The 17,138-nt window shown below is 57.9% G+C and carries 12 protein-coding genes; 2 read left to right on the top strand and 10 right to left on the bottom strand.

Annotated elements, in window-relative coordinates; all coding sequences use genetic code 11:
- Positions 1-46: 46 nt before the first annotated feature.
- The 5 genes from E0E20_RS03845 to E0E20_RS03825 all read right to left on the bottom strand — a co-directional run bounded on the left by E0E20_RS03845 (position 47) and on the right by E0E20_RS03825 (position 5,034).
- A complete protein-coding gene (locus E0E20_RS03845; protein ID WP_130836853.1) occupies positions 47-415 on the bottom strand; it encodes a hypothetical protein in 369 nt (122 codons plus the stop codon).
- 198 nt (positions 416-613) lie between these two features.
- Positions 614-1,354 (bottom strand): YebC/PmpR family DNA-binding transcriptional regulator, encoded by a 741-nt coding sequence (locus tag E0E20_RS03840; RefSeq protein WP_130836852.1) that lies wholly within the window; start codon positions 1,352-1,354, stop codon positions 614-616.
- An 88-nt stretch (positions 1,355-1,442) separates the two neighbouring features.
- Positions 1,443-2,612, bottom strand: coding sequence for an alanine racemase (alr, locus tag E0E20_RS03835; protein ID WP_130836851.1), 1,170 nt, complete (start codon positions 2,610-2,612; stop codon positions 1,443-1,445).
- 5 nt (positions 2,613-2,617) lie between these two features.
- A complete protein-coding gene (locus E0E20_RS03830) occupies positions 2,618-4,285 on the bottom strand; it encodes an NAD(P)H-hydrate dehydratase (RefSeq protein WP_165443967.1) in 1,668 nt (555 codons plus the stop codon).
- Between the two features lie 104 nt (positions 4,286-4,389).
- The gene (locus tag E0E20_RS03825; RefSeq protein WP_130836847.1) at positions 4,390-5,034 is read right to left on the bottom strand and encodes a redox-sensing transcriptional repressor Rex; all 645 of its coding nucleotides are present in this window, start codon (positions 5,032-5,034) and stop codon (positions 4,390-4,392) included.
- A 176-nt stretch (positions 5,035-5,210) separates the two neighbouring features.
- Between E0E20_RS03825 and abc-f the strand changes: the two genes are divergently transcribed.
- On the top strand, positions 5,211-7,226 hold the full coding sequence (abc-f, locus tag E0E20_RS03820; RefSeq protein WP_130836845.1) for a ribosomal protection-like ABC-F family protein: 2,016 nt from the start codon (positions 5,211-5,213) through the stop codon (positions 7,224-7,226).
- A gap of 7 nt (positions 7,227-7,233) precedes the next feature.
- Here the strand turns inward: abc-f and E0E20_RS03815 are convergent, their stop codons facing one another.
- The 5 genes from E0E20_RS03815 to E0E20_RS03795 all read right to left on the bottom strand — a co-directional run bounded on the left by E0E20_RS03815 (position 7,234) and on the right by E0E20_RS03795 (position 15,658).
- The gene (locus tag E0E20_RS03815; RefSeq protein ID WP_207302823.1) at positions 7,234-8,454 is read right to left on the bottom strand and encodes an NADP-dependent isocitrate dehydrogenase; all 1,221 of its coding nucleotides are present in this window, start codon (positions 8,452-8,454) and stop codon (positions 7,234-7,236) included.
- 36 nt (positions 8,455-8,490) lie between these two features.
- Positions 8,491-9,252: a GntR family transcriptional regulator gene (locus E0E20_RS03810; RefSeq protein ID WP_130836843.1), complete on the bottom strand. Its 762-nt coding sequence runs from the start codon at positions 9,250-9,252 to the stop codon at positions 8,491-8,493.
- 30 nt (positions 9,253-9,282) lie between these two features.
- Positions 9,283-10,695 (bottom strand): 2-isopropylmalate synthase, encoded by a 1,413-nt coding sequence (locus E0E20_RS03805; protein WP_130836841.1) that lies wholly within the window; start codon positions 10,693-10,695, stop codon positions 9,283-9,285.
- 231 nt (positions 10,696-10,926) lie between these two features.
- Positions 10,927-13,329, bottom strand: coding sequence for a leucine--tRNA ligase (gene leuS, locus E0E20_RS03800; RefSeq protein WP_130836838.1), 2,403 nt, complete (start codon positions 13,327-13,329; stop codon positions 10,927-10,929).
- Positions 13,330-13,564: 235 nt separating this feature from the next.
- The gene (locus tag E0E20_RS03795; protein ID WP_130836836.1) at positions 13,565-15,658 is read right to left on the bottom strand and encodes an elongation factor G; all 2,094 of its coding nucleotides are present in this window, start codon (positions 15,656-15,658) and stop codon (positions 13,565-13,567) included.
- Between the two features lie 345 nt (positions 15,659-16,003).
- Between E0E20_RS03795 and E0E20_RS03790 the strand changes: the two genes are divergently transcribed.
- A complete protein-coding gene (locus E0E20_RS03790; RefSeq protein WP_130836834.1) occupies positions 16,004-17,107 on the top strand; it encodes a prephenate dehydrogenase in 1,104 nt (367 codons plus the stop codon).
- Positions 17,108-17,138: the final 31 nt, after the last annotated feature.

The raw sequence follows: 17,138 nt of genomic DNA, 5'->3' as shown, positions 1-17,138 counted from the left end.
ATGCCGAAGCGCCTTATGCGAGGCACGCGCCGAAAGGCACTCCTTATCAGATATCGAAATCGTCACCGTCTTCGATATCCACATCGAATGTAAACGCAGGTTCCGTGACCGGCGCACCGTTCCCGGACGGCGCACCGGCCCCCGCCGCATCCGGATGGTCAAACTCCATGCGGCCGCGGGAGATCCGGACCGGCTCCGGAAGCGGATTGACGATCGGTCCGCCGTTTTCACTTTCCGGTTTCTGCGCCTCTCTCTGCCCGACATCGAAACGCGCGCCGATCAGCCGGTCGACGGTGAGCACCTCCGGCGGAATTTTTTCATATTCGGTATATTCTGTGGCGGCACCGTCCGTTTTCCGGTCTTCACCAGCCTTATGGTCTGCGCCGGGAAACGTATCTTTCGTCTCCTCTTCCATGACTGTCGATCCTCCTGTATACAGCAATGCCGGACCTCTGCGGGAAATCCCCGTGCCCTGAGGGGATTTCCGGAGAAAATCCGGTCATTGTATTCCGGGGCCGTTCCGGCATCGACGGCTCCGTTTGTGAAAACGCCGTCTGCCCGGTGCCTGTCCGCCGCGGACAAATCATATGAAGCATGCCGCCAAGAAACCGGATCAGTCCTCCTCGGGTTCGTTCCAGTTGTGATACACGTTCTGCACGTCGTCGGAATCATCCAGATTATCAAGGATCCGCCGCATCCCTTTCACCGCGGTCTCGTCCGCAAGGTCCACATAGTTCTGGGGGATCATGGTGATTTCGGCAGAGACGGACGGAATATTCTCCGCCTCCAGCGCGCGGCTCACTTCCTCAAACGCCTCCGGCGAGGTCAGAATTTCAATGGAATCCTCTTCCTCGCTGATGTCGTCCGCACCGGCCTCCGCGACGATCATGAACAGCTCGTCCGCAGAGAGATCACATTCCTCGCGGTCAATGATGATCTGTCCTTTTCGGTCGAACATATAGGAAACGCAGCCGGGCGTTCCGACATTTCCGCCGCCCTTGGTAAAGGCTGCGCGTACATCGGAGGCCGTGCGGTTCGCATTGTCGGTCAGCGTCTCCACAATGATGGCGACGCCGCTTGGCCCGTAGCCCTCGTAGGTGTTCACCTGATAATTGACGCCGTCCGTATCGCCGGCGGCCTTTTTGATGCCGCGCTCGATGGTGTCATTGGGAACATTGTTGGCCTTGGCTTTCTGAATCACCTGAGCGAGCTTGAAATTGTTGCTCGGATCCGGGCCTCCCTCCTTGACCGCGACAGCGATTTCCCTGCCGATAATGGTAAAGATTTTGCCCTTCGCCGCATCGTTCTTTTCTTTTTTATGCTTGATGTTCGCAAATTTGGAATGTCCTGACATAAAAACCTCACACCTCTTTCGTGGAATACAGATCGTCCGCGATCTTATGAACCCGGAAATTATAGCACTGCGCCGCTCCCGCAGTCAATTATTCCGGGGAGGGCAGGATGCGGCCGTCCCGAAGATAGACCCGGGGAACCCGTTTGCTGATGCAGCACTGGAACTCGTAATTGAAGCGCCCGGAGAGATCGCCGAGCTGCTCCATCGTAATCTGCTCGTCCCCGTCCCGCCCGATCAGCGTGACGGTGTCTCCCTCGCAGACCCGCGGAATATCCGTGACATCCGCCATGAACTGATCCATGCAGATTCTCCCGAGAACCGGCGCCCTCTTCCCGCGGATCAGCACATACGCTCCGCGCCCTGAAAGGGATCTCGCATAGCCGTCGTCATATCCCGCCGAGATCGTCGCGATGCGCGTCTCTTTTTCCGTGACAAAGGTTCCGCCGTAGCTTACGGGCGTTCCCTCCGGAACCGTCTGAACATAGACCACGGAGGAATAGAGCGACATCACGGGCATGAGAGGCGCGGCAGCTCTCGACACCGCCTCCGAGGGCCACAGGCCATACATCGTGACGCCGGCCCGCACCATATCAAGATTCGCCTCCGGCAGATCCAGAATACCGGCGCTGTTGGAGCAGGTGCGGATCGGTATGCGGAGGCCAAGCTCCCGCTCGATCCGTCCGGTAAACGCATTGAAGCGCGCAAGCTGCTGCAGGGCGCTCGTCTTGTCAGCCTCATCGGCCCGTGCAAAATGCGTGAAAATCCCCTCAATTGCAAGCTCCGGCGTTTCGGCGGCTTTCCGCACAAAGGCAAGCCCGCTGTCGTCCGGACGGATCCCGATCCGGGTCATGCCGGTATCCACGGCGATAAAGATCCGTATGGTTCTCCCCGCCTTTTCCGCCGCGCCGCGCAGCTCCTCCAGCATATCCTCCCGGAATACGGAGGGACGGATTTCCTCGAGAGCAAGCTGGGTATAGCAGAAGGGAAAGACGTAGCCCAGAAGAAGAACCGGCCGTCTGATTCCGCTTTTCCGGAGAAGCTCCGCCTCCTCAATCGTGGCGGTGCAGTATCCCCAGAGGTACGGCAGATCGTCGATCGCCCGTGCGACCGGCACCGCGCCGCAGCCGTAGCCGTCCGCCTTAATGACGGCGGCAATCTTTGTGCCCGGCGCAAGACGCCGGTGCATACTCTCCATATTATAGCGCAAAGCATCCAGATCCACGACCGCGCGGATCCTCCGATGTTCGTTGTGTATCATAGCAATTACCATACTCTCAGTGACTCGGCAATATCTCCCGCTTTCATGAAATCTCTTCCGAGGCGCTCCGCGGCGGCATCTCCGGCAAGCGCATGAAGCTGCGCCGCGGCGCAGGCTGCGGCAAACGCGCGGCTGCCGTTAAATTCCGCGGGCAGCATATCGTCCGGTCTGCCGTTTCCGGCCAGCTGACGAAGCCTTGCGCAGACCGCCGCAGTAATTCCGGAGAGAACATCTCCCGAGCCGGCGGTCGCCATGCCGTCGTTCCCCGCGGAGACAAGAAATCGTCCGCCCTTCTCCTCCGTGATCCGTGTTCTTGCATTCTTGCGCACCAGAACGGCATGGAGCTGTGAGACCAGCGCTTCTTCCCCGGCGTCCCCGTACGCCGCGGCCTCGGAAATATCCCGGCCCGTCAGCGCGGCATATTCCCCCGGATGAGGCGTAAGAATCAGCGAGACCGATTCCGGCCGCTGCGCAAGGAGTGAAAAAAGCCCCGGGTCGGACGCAAGAAAATACAGGGCATCCGCATCCGCCACCAGCGTTTTGCCGGAAAAGGCCGGTTCATCCACGAGCTCCAGTATAGCACGGAGCGCTTTGGCTGACACCTCGTTTCTTCCGATTCCCGGTCCGGCCGCGATGCAGTCCGCCCAGTCAACATCCTCACGCAGCGCCTCATAGAAGCGCTCTCTTGCCTCGCGGCTCCTGCCTATTTTGCCGTCGTAGCTGTGAAGCGTCGCCTCCGGGAGAGCCGCCTGCAGGACAGCCCGGTTCTCCTCCGGCGTGACGAGCCTCACCATGCCCGCGCCGGAACGAAACGCCGCTGCGGCACAGAGAAGCGCGGCGCCCGCCATGCCTCTGCTCCCCGCAAGAAACAGCACTTTTCCGTAATTTCCCTTGTGAAAATCTCCTCGCCGCAGCAGGAGGGCGGAAATATCCTGCCGATCCATGGTAAAGCACGGCTGAACGCTTCGGCCGCCGGGCCGCCCGTCCTCCGTCACGCCGCGGACCGCCGCCCCGGGAATGCCGATATCGCGGAGTATCACCTCTCCGCAGGCAGAGGCGCCGGGATAGAGAAGCTGCCCGAGCTTGCGAAAGCCATAGGTAACCGTGATATCGGCCTGTACTGCCGCCCCGGGAATTTCTCCGTTTCCGGCACGGACGCCGGAGGGAATGTCGACGGCAAACACCACTGCGCCCCGCTCTCTGCACTCGTTCACGGCTTCGATCATGGCAGCAGCCAGACCCGCCGGCGTCCGCGAAAAGCCCGTACCGAATATGGCGTCCACCACAGCGTCCGGAACGCCTGCCGGAATCCCATCCAGTGTTTCGGCATCCGCCCTCCCGCAGGGGATGCAAAGCTGCGCAAGAATACGCCGCTGTCTTTCAAAGAGAGAGCCCGGCGGCCCTCCGCTGCGAAGCACGGTAATGCTCACCTCATATCCACGCTCTAAGAGGAGACGTCCGACGGCAAGACCGTCGCCCCCGTTGCTTCCGCCGCCCGCAGCGATCCATACTCTGCTGCGCCGGCCCTGCCTCTTCGCGGGAAGCCTTGCGGCGATCTCCTCCGCCGTCGCCAGCGCCGCCCTTTCCATCAGAACCATGCCGGGGATGCCGATGACGTTCTGCGTATATTGATCGGCTGCGCTCATCTCTGTTCCGCTCAGTAAATATTCCATAAGCCGCTCCGTCCCGCTCTCCGCTCCTGTGTGAAAAAGGAGAGCCGCCGCAGACAGACACGTTTTTTCTGCCGCAGAAGCTCTCCCCCGCCCGGTTCGCCGGTTCATTTTCCGCCCTCGTTCTCAAAACGATGCAGATTGTAGGACAGCTTCATGAGGCTGTCCGACAGATGAACATTTTCCACCTGAATGGTTTCCGGAACCGGGAGATCGGTATGCGCAAAGTTCCAGATCGCCTTGATATTGCATTTCACGAGCCTCTCCGCAATGGCGGCAGCCTCCGTCTTCGGCACAGTGAGAACGGCGATGTCAATATCATGGCTCCGGATAAAGGCCTCCATTTTCTCCATGGGATAGACCTGCACCGAACCGATGCTGCGCCCCACGACAGACTCGCCCACGTCAAACGCACCGCGGAAAATAAAGCCTCTGTTCCGGTAATTCATATAATTGACCAGCGCCTGTCCCAGTTTTCCGGCTCCGATAAGGATCAGATTGTGGAGCTTATCCAGTCCGAGAATCTTCCCGATTTCCTGATAGAGATATTCCACGTTATAGCCGTAGCCCTGCTGGCCGAAGCCTCCGAAATTATTGAAATCCTGACGGATCTGCGAGGCCGTGACATGCATCAGCCGGCTCAGCTCCCGCGAGGATATCCTCTCGGTCCCCTCGCTCCTAAGTTCGCCCAGATAGCGGTAGTACCGCGGAAGCCGTCCGATGACCGCCTGTGAAATCTCTTTTTCATCCAACGTGCGAACCCTCCGTCCGGTGAAACTGTGCCGATTTTCCTGACAATTAGTATAATCGTCTGTTAAATTGTTGTCAATGTGTTTGACACCCCGGAGTGCAGCATGTACATTAGGATGCAGAACGCACGCCGGCCCGATCAGAAGCCCGCCGGCTTGAAAGGAAACGGTATTTTTTCATGATTCTCGCAACACATCATATCCATAAAGCATTTCTTGAGAAGCCGGTTCTTCAGGATGTCAGCTTTCAGCTCGAAAAAGGAGAAAAGGCCGCCATAATCGGCATCAACGGCGCCGGAAAAACCACGCTTCTTAAGATTCTTCTGGGCGAGCTGGAGCCGGATTCCGGCACGGTCTCCCGCGTCAGGGATCTGAGCGTCGGCTATCTCGCGCAGAGGCAGAACGTCGATTCCGGACACACGGTGCGGGAGGAGCTCACCGCGGTAAAGCAGCCGGTCATCGATATGGAGCGGCGGCTCACGGAATATGAAGCCCGCATGGCGCAGGTGTCCGGCGCGGATCTGGATTCTCTTATGAACGAATATCTTTTGCTGCAGGATCAGTTCCGGAACGAAAACGGCTACGGCTGGCGCGGCGAGGTAAACGCGGTGCTGAACGGACTGGGCTTTTCCGGGGAGGAACAGGATCAGGGCATCTCGACGCTTTCGGGGGGACAGAAAACCCGCGTTGCGCTGGGAAAGCTCCTCCTCCAGCGCCCAGATCTCATCATCCTCGACGAGCCGACAAATCACCTTGACATGGCCAGCATACGCTGGCTGGAGAGCTTTCTCCTGTCGTCGAAGAGCGCCGTCCTCATCGTCTCCCACGACCGGTATTTCCTTGACCGCATCGTCACCAAGGTCATTGAGCTTGATCATACGCATTCCATGGTTTTTTCCGGGAACTATTCCTCCTACGCAGAGAGGAAGAAAAAGCTGCGCGAGGAGCAGATGCACGCATGGCTGAACAATCAGGCGGAGATCCGCCGTCAGGAGGAGGTTATCAGCAAGCTTCGGCAATTCAACCGGGAAAAATCGATCCGCCGCGCGGAATCGAGGGAAAAGCTGCTGGAAAAGATGGAGGTGCTCGACCGCCCGCAGGAAGTAAGCGACAAGATGCGCTTTACATTAAAGCCCTGCATTCAGAGCGGCCGCGACGTGCTTCATATCGAGGAGCTGGGAATGGCGTTCGGGGACAACACGCTTTTCCGGAATAGTTCCTTTGATATCCGCCGCGGAGAGCATGTCGCACTGATCGGAGACAACGGGAGCGGCAAAACAACGCTGCTGCGCCTGATCAACGGTCTGCTTGCTCCTCTTGAGGGGCTCATCCGAACCGGCGTCAATGTCCACATCGGCTACTACGACCAAGAGCACCATGTTCTGAACGACAGGAACACGGTCTTTGAGGAGATCGCCTTTGCCTATCCGGACATGACAAACACGCAGATCCGGAACCTCCTCGCCGCATTTCTCTTTACCGGAGAGGAAGTATTCAAACAGATTTCTGCGCTCTCCGGCGGGGAAAAGGGCCGTGTCTCGCTGGCCAAGCTGATGCTCAGCCAGTGCAATTTCCTGATTCTCGACGAGCCGACAAACCATCTTGATATGGTATCCAGGGAGGTTCTTGAAAACGCACTGAATTCCTATGAGGGCACCGTGTTCTATGTGTCCCACGACCGGTATTTCATCAACCGGACGGCGAGCCGCATCCTCTCTCTCACCCGCGGGGTTGTGCTGGACTATCCGGGACACAGCGATGCGGAGCCGCCCGCCTGCTATTTCGGCAATTATGACTTTTATCTGGAAAAATCCGCCGAGGTGGAACATGCGCTTCTTGCAAAGGCCGGCGCTGCCGTCACGGGGATGACGGACGTCCCCGGAAGAGATGCCAAAGCGTCGGGAAGCCCGGGCACGGCCTCCCTCTCCTGCGGCGCCGCGGAGGGAGGCGCCGCCGCGCAGGACTGGAAAGCGCAGAAAGAAGAACAGGCCCGGCTCCGCAGGAGACAGAACGAGCTCCGGCAATGCGAGGAGCGCATCGCGGAGCTCGAAGCCCGGAACGGGAAAATCGACGAAGAAATGGCAGAAAACGGCACAGACCTTGTCCTGCTCTCCCGTCTTCAGAAAGAGCGGGATGAAAATGAGGCGGAGCTTTCCGGCCTCTATGAAGAGTGGGAGGAGCTTCAGGAGGAGTAAGCGGCCCTCAGAGCTTCCGCTCCAGCGTATCACGCACAGCCAGAATAAACTCCTCCGTCCCGAGCACCTTTGCATCCGGGATCGTGGATATCGACGCGAGGTCTCCCGTCATGCGGCCCGATTCGATGGTCTCCAACACGGCGGCGTCAAGCGCATCGGCAAAACGAATCAGCTCCGGGATCGCATCCAGTTCTCCCCGCTTCCGGAGCGCGCCGGTCCACGCGTAAATTGTGGCCACCGAATTGGTGCTGGTCGGTTCGCCTTTCTGGTATTTGTAGTAATGGCGCTGCACCGTCCCGTGAGCCGCCTCGTATTCATAAACGCCGTCAGGACTCACGAGGATCGAGGTCATCATGGCAAGGGAGCCGAACGCCGCCGCCATCATGTCGCTCATCACATCGCCGTCATAATTCTTCAAAGCCCAGACAAAGCCGCCCTCGGAACGGATCACGCGCGCCACGGCATCATCGATCAGGGTGTAGAAATATTTTGTTCCGATGCGGTCCATCTCCTCCCGGTATTCCCTCTCATAAAGCGACTGGAACACATCGCGGAACCGGCCGTCATAGATCTTGGATATCGTGTCCTTGGTCGAAAACCAGAGATCTTCCCGGACAGAGATCGCGTAGCGGAAGCAGGCGCGCGCAAAGCTCTCGATGGAGGAATCGCGGTTGTGCATTCCCTGAATCACGCCGGCCTCCGCAAAATCAAAGACAGGCTGACGGACTTCGTGTCCGTCTGCTCCGGTGAATACCAGCTCCGCCCGGCCGGGTCCCGGCACGCGCAGCTCCGTATTCCGGTAGATGTCTCCGTAGGCGTGGCGAGCAAGCGTGATCGGCTTTTTCCAGCTCCGGACATACGGCTCAATGCCCTTTACGAGAATCGGCGCGCGGAATACGGTGCCGTCAAGAGCGGCACGGATCGTACCGTTCGGGCTTTTGTACATCTTTTTCAGCCCGTACTCTTTCACTCTCGCGTCATTCGGAGTGATGGTGGCGCATTTCACGGCAACGCCGTATTTCTTCGCCGCCTCGGCGGAGTCCGCCGTGACCTGATCGTCCGTCTCGTCCCGGTGCGGCAGCCCCAGATCATAGTATTCCGTCCGGAGATCGATATAAGGCAGGAGGAGATCCTCCTTGATCATTCTCCAGATCACTCGGGTCATCTCATCGCCGTCCATCTCGACGAGCGGCGTCTTCATCGCTATTTTTGTTCCTGTCTTGTCCATAGCTCCTCCATTCGGGAAATCTGTTCTCAGGAAAGTTTACTCTCCGGAATCGCTATCCTGAGCTGTGTCCTGCTTTCCTGTTCCGCTCTTCCTTTTCTCACCGGCAGGCGTGCTCTCTCCGACCGCGTCCAGAAGCCCGCTGCGCTCCATATTGGCGTAAGCGTTCAGCATATGCTCATGGGCCAGCCGTTCCGCGAGATCGGCGTTTCCCGCCCGGATCGCCTCCATCAGGGCCCGGTGCTCCTTATTGGACTCGGTGCTGCGAGAGACGGTCGAGAGGGTCTTCTTCCGGACGCGCTGCACATACTGGTGATAGTCGATCAGAAGATGCTGGAGCATCTTGGAGCCGCAGGCATCATACATAATATGATGAAAACGATTGTCCAACTCCGTGATCTGATCCATATGCCCTTTTCCGGCATGAAATTCCGCAAGATAGACGTTCTCCTCCATCTCATCGAGCTGCTCCCCTGTGATATTGACGGTGGCCCAGCGCGCGCACAGCCCCTCGAGCCGGGAGCGTATCATGTAGATATCCCGGACATCCTTTGCGCTGATTCCGGTGACGTATGCTCCCCGGTTGGGAATGATCTGAATCAGACCCTCCAGCTCGAGCTGGCGGAACGCCTCGCGGACCGGCGTGCGGGAAACTCCCATCTCCTCGCCGATCGCAAGCTCTTTCAGCTCTTCATGCTCCTGGTATTTTCCGTTCAGAATATCCTCCCGGATACGGGTAAAGACCCGTCCCCGGAGCGAATACCTGTCCGAAACCTCATTTTTTACATTATATTCCCGCATCGCTCTTTCTTCTCCTGCTTTTCCTGCCGCTCAGACCAGCTCCACGCCGAGCTCCCTTGCGCAGGCATCGACCACAATCTGCAGCTCCGCATCGGTCAGCACCGTCACACGGCCGCCCGCATACTGGTCGTCGACCCACTCCTTTACGCGCCTGACCAGCGCGTCGGACTTGCTCACCTGCCGTTCCTCCGGCAGACTGTAATTGTTGTTGATCCAGAGCGCCACCCCGGCCAGTCCCGAGGTATTCGAGACCGCCGCGACCGGAGGGCGCTTCAGAAATTTGTCCGTATCGAATACATTGTAAATCTCCTCGTTCTTGAGCAGGCCGTCCGCGTGAATGCCGGCTCTTGTCACATTGAAGTTTTTTCCGACAAACGGCGTCATCGGCGGGATCGGATAGCCGATCTCTTTCTCGTAATACTGCGCGAGATCCGTGATGACCGTCGTGTCCATGCCGTTCAGGCCGCCCTTGAACTGCGCGTACTCAAACACCATGGCCTCCAGCGGCGTGTTGCCGGTGCGCTCGCCGATTCCGAAGAGCGAGGTGTTGACCCCGCAGCAGCCGTACAGCCAAGCCGTCGAGGAGTTGACGACCGCCTTGTAAAAATCATTGTGTCCGTGCCACTCGATCTGCTCGTTGGGCACACCGGCGTGCGTATGGATCGCGTAGATGATGCCCGGCACAGAACGCGGAATCACGGCGCCGGGATAGTTCACGCCGTAGCCCATGGTATCGCAGGCGCGGATCTTGACCGGAATTTTGTACTCCTCCTGCAGCTTCATCAGCTCAAGGCAGAACGGCACGACATAGCCGTAGATATCCGCCCGCGTGATATCCTCCATATGACAGCGGGGGCTGATGCCCTGCTCGAGGCAGTCGCGGATAATGGTCAGATAGTGCTCCATCGCCTGCCGCCTCGTCATCTTCAGCTTCAGAAAGATGTGGTAATCCGAGCAGGAAACCAGAATCCCCGTCTCTTTCATGCCGATCTCCCGGACAAGCCGGAAATCCTCCTCGCTCGCGCGGATCCAGCTGGTCACCTCGGGATAGCGGTAGCCCCTCTCCATGCAGCGGTAAACGGCGTCCCGGTCCTTTTTGCTGTACAGAAAAAATTCCGACGCCCGTATCATGCCGTTCGGACCGCCGAGCCGGTGCAGCTCATCGTAGATATGGACGATCTGCTCCGTGGAGTACGGCGCTCTCGACTGCTGGCCGTCGCGGAATGTCGTATCCGTGATCCAGATATCCTCCGGCATGTTGTGCGGGACGATGCGGTCGTTGAACGGGATCTTGGGAATCTCCTCATAGGGAAACATATTCCGGAACACGTTCGGCTTTTTGACGTCGTCAAGGATGTACATGTGCTCTTCGATGGAGAGCAGATGGTTGCTGCGGTTCATGGTTACCGGACGGTTCTCAAAAGCATCCGCATCTCTGTGCATATATCCGAATCCTCCCTGTTGCAGTGCGGCATGCCGCACTGCAACTCTTTCACGGCGCATTCCCGGAACGACATACGCTCCGGCAGCGTCTCCACCCACTTTTGTATTATTGTATACACAGGAACATATCCCGTCAAGTCAGAAAGGCCGACAGATTCGCTTTTCCGCGTTTCTCTGTCAGCCTTTTCTTTATCTCTTTTTCCTTTATCTCTTATTTCTAAAAAGAAAATTTTACTTTACAACAATATTGACGATCTTTCCGGGAACATAAATTTCCTTGACAACGGTTCCCGTCAGGCGGTCGTCGAGCTCTCTTCGGGCTTCTGCGATGACCTCCTCCTTTGCCATATCCACCGGAATCGTGATCTTTCCGCGGAGCTTTCCGTTCACCTGAACCGCAATCTCTTTCACATCCTCCCGAATCGCCTCGAGATCCGCCTCAGGCCAGCGGCTGTGAAATACAGAGTCGGTTCCTCCCATCCTCTGCCACAGCTCCTCGCCGATATGCGGAGCAAAGGGAGCAATGAGCTGCGCGGCCGTGCGGAGCGTCTTCCTGTCCATGTTGCCGGCAGCCGCCATGCGATTTGTGCATTCCATAAAGGCCGATACGGCGGTATTGAGATTAAAGCGCGTCAGCCGGTCCGTGATATCCGCGATCAGACCGTTGCGGATCCGCAGCGTCTCCGCTGTCTCGGGATAATCCTGCGCGTACTGCTCGCCGCACAGATTCCAGAAGCGGCGGAGGAAACGGTTCACGCCGTCGATTCCGCGGTCGTCCCATGCCGCGTCCTGCTGCGGCGGGCCGATAAAAAGCTCGTACATCCGCAGCGAATCACAGCCGTAATCGCGGATCATATCGTCCGGCGAGACGACGTTGCCAAGCGATTTCGACATTTTGATTCCCTTGGGTCCGAGGATCATGCCCTGATTGAACAGCCGCTGGAACGGCTCGTCAAAGTCAAGCGCTCCGATATCATGCAGGAATTTCGTGTAGAATCTCGAATACAGGAGATGAAGCACCGCGTGCTCCACACCGCCGATATACATGTCTACCGGAAGAAAGGCATCGGCCTTTTCCCGGCTGACCAGAGCATCCTCATTGTGCGCGTCCACATAGCGCAGGAAATACCACGAGGAGCCCGCCCACTGGGGCATGGTGTTGGTCTCCCGCTTCGCCGGCGCGCCGCAGCAGGGGCAGGTCGTGTTGACCCAGTCATCGATGGCCGCGAGCGGCGATTCCCCATTGTCGGTGGGCTGGTAGGATTCTACGTTCGGAAGCATGACGGGAAGCTGATCCTCCGGCACCGGCACGGCCCCGCAGTGAGGACAGTGAATGATCGGGATCGGCTCGCCCCAGTAGCGCTGCCGGGAAAACACCCAGTCGCGCAGCTTGTAATTTACCGTCTTCTTTCCATAGCCCAGCTTTTCAATTATTGCAGGAGCCTCTTTTTTGAGCTTCTCGGACTTCATGCCGTTCCAGCTTCCGGAATTGATCATCGTCCCGACCGCCGTGACATAGGGCTCCGTTATATTCTGCATATCGTTTCCGTCAGGGCTGATGACGGGAATGATCGGCAGATCAAATTTCTTTGCAAAATCCCAGTCCCGCTCATCGTGCGCCGGAACGCACATGATTGCGCCTGTACCGTAATCGGCAAGCACATAATCCGAGATCCACACCGGAACTTTTGCATTGTTCAGAGGATTGACCGCATACGCGCCGGTCCACACGCCGGTCTTGTCCTTGGCCTGCACGCGGTCGACGTTCGATTTATTCGCCGCATCCGCGCAGTAAGCCTCGACCGCCGCTGTCTGCTCCGGAGAGGTAATGACGGGCACCAGTGCATGCTCGGGCGAGAGCACCATAAAGGTCGCTCCCCAGAGCGTATCGGGACGGGTCGTATAAACCGTGATGCTCTCCTCCCGGCCCGCAAGACCAAAGTTCACCTCCGCCCCGTAGGAGCGGCCGATCCATTCGCTCTGCATCTTCTTGACCTTGTCCGGCCAGTCGAGAGAATCGAGGCCCTCGAGGAGCCGATCCGCATAGGCCGTAATCTTCAGCATCCACTGGCGCAGATTCTTTTTGGTGACCTCCGCGCCGCAGCGCTCGCATTTCCCGTTTACAACCTCCTCGTTGGCCAGAACCGCCTTGCAGTTTGGACACCAGTTGAGGGGCATTTCCTTTTCGTAGGCGAGTCCTTTTTTGAACATCTGGACAAAAATCCACTGCGTCCACCGGTAAAACGCGGGATCCGTCGTGTTCAGCTCCATATCCCAGTCATAGATGGCGCCGATCTGCTTTACCTGCTTCTTAATGCCCGCAATATTCGCCGCCGTGGAAACAGAGGGGTGCTGACCGGTTTTGATCGCATAGTTTTCCGCAGGCAGGCCAAACGCATCCCAGCCCATCGGATGGATCACATACTTCCCATGCATGAGCTGATAGCGGCTCCACACATCCGAGATCACATAGCCTCTCCAGTGACCGACGTGGAGTCCTGCGCCGGAGGGATACGGAAACATGTCCAGACAGTAATATTTGGACTTTTTGCCGTCATTTACATTGACCGGGTTTTCCTCCCAGTTTCTGCGCCATTTCTCCTCAATTTCCAGATGATTATATGGTTCCGTCATTTCCAGCCTCCATGCGGGATATTATAGATACAGCAATTCATTTCATTCTAACCACCCATCCGGGCGGTGTCAATTATTCCGGCCGGAGTCCCGCGGCAGACGCCCCGCCGACATCCGCCGGAGTTCCGCGGCAAAAGGAGCGGGCCGGTCGCCCGGTCCGCTCCCCTGTATCCATTCAGGTTTTTCCGATATTTCGGGATTTCGCGATATTTCCGCCCGGCCGCACCGGATCGGATCAGTCCTCCGCGTAGCCCTCCGCCACCTTGGCCGCTCTCGCCGCCACCTCCGCGGTCTGTATCTCCGAGGGGGCCTGCTCGTATCTTGAGAATTCGTAGGCGTAGTCGCCCCGTCCTCCCGTCATGGAACGCAGCACGGTGCAGTAATCAAACAGCTCCATCTGCGGAACATCGGCGTCGATGGTCTGCCTGCCGCCCGCCACCGGCGTCATGCCGAGGACACGGCCGCGGCGCTTGTTGAGGTCGCCCATGACGTCGCCGGTATAGCTGTCCGGTATCGTCACATGGAGACTCACGATCGGCTCCATCAGAACCGGACCCGCTTCCATAAAGCCCTGCTTGAATGCCTGTCTCGCCGCTGTCTTGAACGCCATCTCCGAGGAATCCACCGGATGATAGGAGCCGTCGTACAGAACGGCCCGGACGCCGACCACGGGATACGCCGCCAGAGGCCCGCGCTCCACCGAATCGGCAATGCCCTTTTCCACCGCCGGGAAGAAGTTCTTCGGGACGGAGCCGCCCACCACCTCTTCATCGAACTCATAGGGCTCGTCCAGATTTCCGGAGGGGCTGAATTTCATTTTGACATGTCCGTACTGGCCGTGGCCGCCGGTCTGCTTCTTATATTTGTATTCGACGTCCGATGTCTTTCGTATCGTCTCGCGGAACGCCACCTTGGGCCGCTCCGTCTCGATTTCCACACGGTACTCCTCTTTCAGGCGCTCACGGACGACGTCGAGCTGCAGATCGCCGATGCCGTACAGCAGGGTCTGACGGTTCTCCGAATCGTTGACCGCCCGGAACGTCGGATCCTCGGCCATCAGCTTCCCGAGAGCCTGCTGAACCTTGTCGATCTCGTCCTTGTTCTTCGCGCGGTAGCGGATATAGGTATAGGGCGTCGAAAGATCCATCGGCGCATACTGTACGGGGACCGCCTTGGTGGAGAGCGTATCCCCTGTCATGGCGTCGCCGAACTTCGCCAGCGCGCCCAGATCGCCGGCGTGAAGCTCGGAAACCTCGGAGGATTTGTTCCCCATAAGGACAAAGAGCTTGCCGATTCTCGCTTCCTCGCCGGTACGGGAATTGTAGACGAGATCGTCGGTCTTGAAGACGCCGGAGCGGACTTTAATGAGTGAATAACGGCCGATAAACGGGTCGACAATCGTCTTGAAAATGAACGCTGTCTTCGCCTTGGCAAAATCGAAATTCGCCTCAAAAATCTCATTGGTCTTGAGATTGATGCCGTTCATCTTGCGCGATTCCGCCGACGGAAGATATTTCACGATGTCGTCGAGCAGCGTGTAGACGCCCTTGCACTCGATGCCCGAGCCCATCTCCACCGGCACGATCGAGCCGTCGAGTATGTTGCCGCGGACCGCCGAGCGGATCTCAGCCTCGGAAAAGGTCTCGCCCGAAAAATAGCGGTCCATGAACTCCTCGGAGGTCTCGGCGACCGCCTCCATCAGCGTGTCGCGGTAGTCGTTCATGTACTGCACGCTGTAATCGGGCACGTCGCAGGGGACGGCATCCTTTCCCTCATAGCGGAAGCCTTTTTCCTGAATGACGTTGACATAGCCCGCCAGCTGTTCATTCTCGCGGATCGGAAGATTGAACGGTGCGATTTTCTTTCCGTAGGCCGCCGTCAGAGCCTCGACCACCTCGCGGTAGGAGGCGCTGTCGATATCCATTTCCGTCACAAAGAACATACGGGGCAGATGGAACTTCTCACAGAGCTCCCATGCCTTTTCCGTGCCGACCTGCACGCCGTCCTTGCCGGAGACGACGATGATCGCCGCGTCGGCGACGCTGAGTGCCTGCTCCACCTCTCCGACAAAATCGAAATAACCGGGGGTATCAAGAATATTGATCTTATAATCATTCCACTCCAGAGGAATGACCGAGGTGTTGATGGAGATGCCGCGCTTCTGCTCCAACTTATTGAAATCGCTGACCGTATTTCCGTCGGCAATCTTCCCCATTCTGGACGTCACTCCCGCCAGATAGCACATCGCCTCGCAGAGCGTCGTCTTGCCGGCGCTGCCGTGGCCCAGCAGTACGACATTCCGTATCCTGTCTGTGGTGTACACTTTCATGATGACTTTCCTCCAGTCGCTGAAATTGAGCACTTTCCGCGGCATTCATCCGGCAACGGCCGGTTCCTGCGGCAGGCCCATGAGGATATTCTACTAAAATAATATCCCGCAGACAAGTAATATTATGCATATTCACGTCATGTCCGGCCCGTGGTGAAAAGCAAGGCTCATCAATTCATACAAAAAGTGCTCCTCCGATCTCATGGGAGTTTCCCTCGGCACACGGCCTCCGGCATTGACTTTACCGCGTTAAAGTGATATACAAAAGAGAACTGAAAATCAGAAAAGAGAATTGAAAAATCGGATTTCCGAATATTTTTATTGCTCATTTTTTGGAGGGAAAGCATGCCGGAACGCAGCGGAAATACTTACGGCTTCATCGGACTGGGACTGATCGGCGGCTCCATCGCAAAGGCGATACGCCGCTGTCACCCGGATGCTCGCATCATCGCCTGCAATCCGAGCAGAAGCTCGCTTGACGAGGCGCTCGCGGACGGCGTAGCCGATGCGGCGGCCGCCTCTCCGGATGAACGCTTTGCCGACTGCGACGTCATATTCCTCTGCGCGCCGGTCCGCTGCAATGAAGAGAATGTTGCAGCGATTCTGCCGTATCTCTCCCCGGACGCGATACTGACCGATATCGGCAGCGTCAAGACGGATATCCACCGCGCCGTCCGCGACGCGGGGCTGGAAAAGCAGTTTATCGGCGGGCATCCCATGACGGGGAGCGAACGGACCAAATATCGGAACTCCCGGGCGGAGCTTCTTGAAAACGCATATTATATCCTCACGCCGGAGCCCGCCGTGCCGGAGGAAAAACGCCGGCTTTTGCGGGAGCTCGTGCAGTCGCTCGGCGCGCTCCCGCTGGTTCTTCCGGAGGAGCTGCACGACTATGCCACCGCCGCGGTGAGCCATCTGCCGCACATCGTTTCCGCCGCGCTGGTCAACCTTGTCCGTGATGCCGACACGCCGGACGGCATCATGAAGATGATCGCGGCCGGGGGGTTTAAGGACATCACCAGAATTTCATCCTCCTCCCCCGTCATGTGGCAGCAGATCTGTCTCTCCAACAGGGACAGCATACTGCCCCTGCTGGATCGCTATATCGCAGAACTCGCACAGGCCAGAGAAAACATTGCAGACAGAGACGACGACGCTCTCTTCCGGCTTTTTGACGGGGCGAGGGAATACCGGGACAGCTTTTTCGGAAGCTGCAGCGGCCCCATCATGCAGAGCTTTGCGCTTCACATCAGCATTCCCGACAGGCCGCATGCCATCGCGGAGGTCACCGGCCTCATCGCCGAAAAGGACATCAACATCAAAAACCTCGGCATTGTGCACAGCCGGGAATATCAGGAGGGCGTCCTGACGCTGGAATTCCACACCCGGGAGGGGATGGAGCAGGCAAAGGAGCTTCTGTCCGGACAGAACTTTCGCTTCACGGCATAGTACATTTCACACGGCTGTTTGTCCCGAAGCC

This window comes from Lachnoclostridium sp. Marseille-P6806, from assembly GCF_900625025.1.
Classification (GTDB): domain Bacteria; phylum Bacillota; class Clostridia; order Lachnospirales; family Lachnospiraceae; genus CAG-791.
This window is presented reverse-complemented; position numbering and strand designations above follow the sequence as displayed.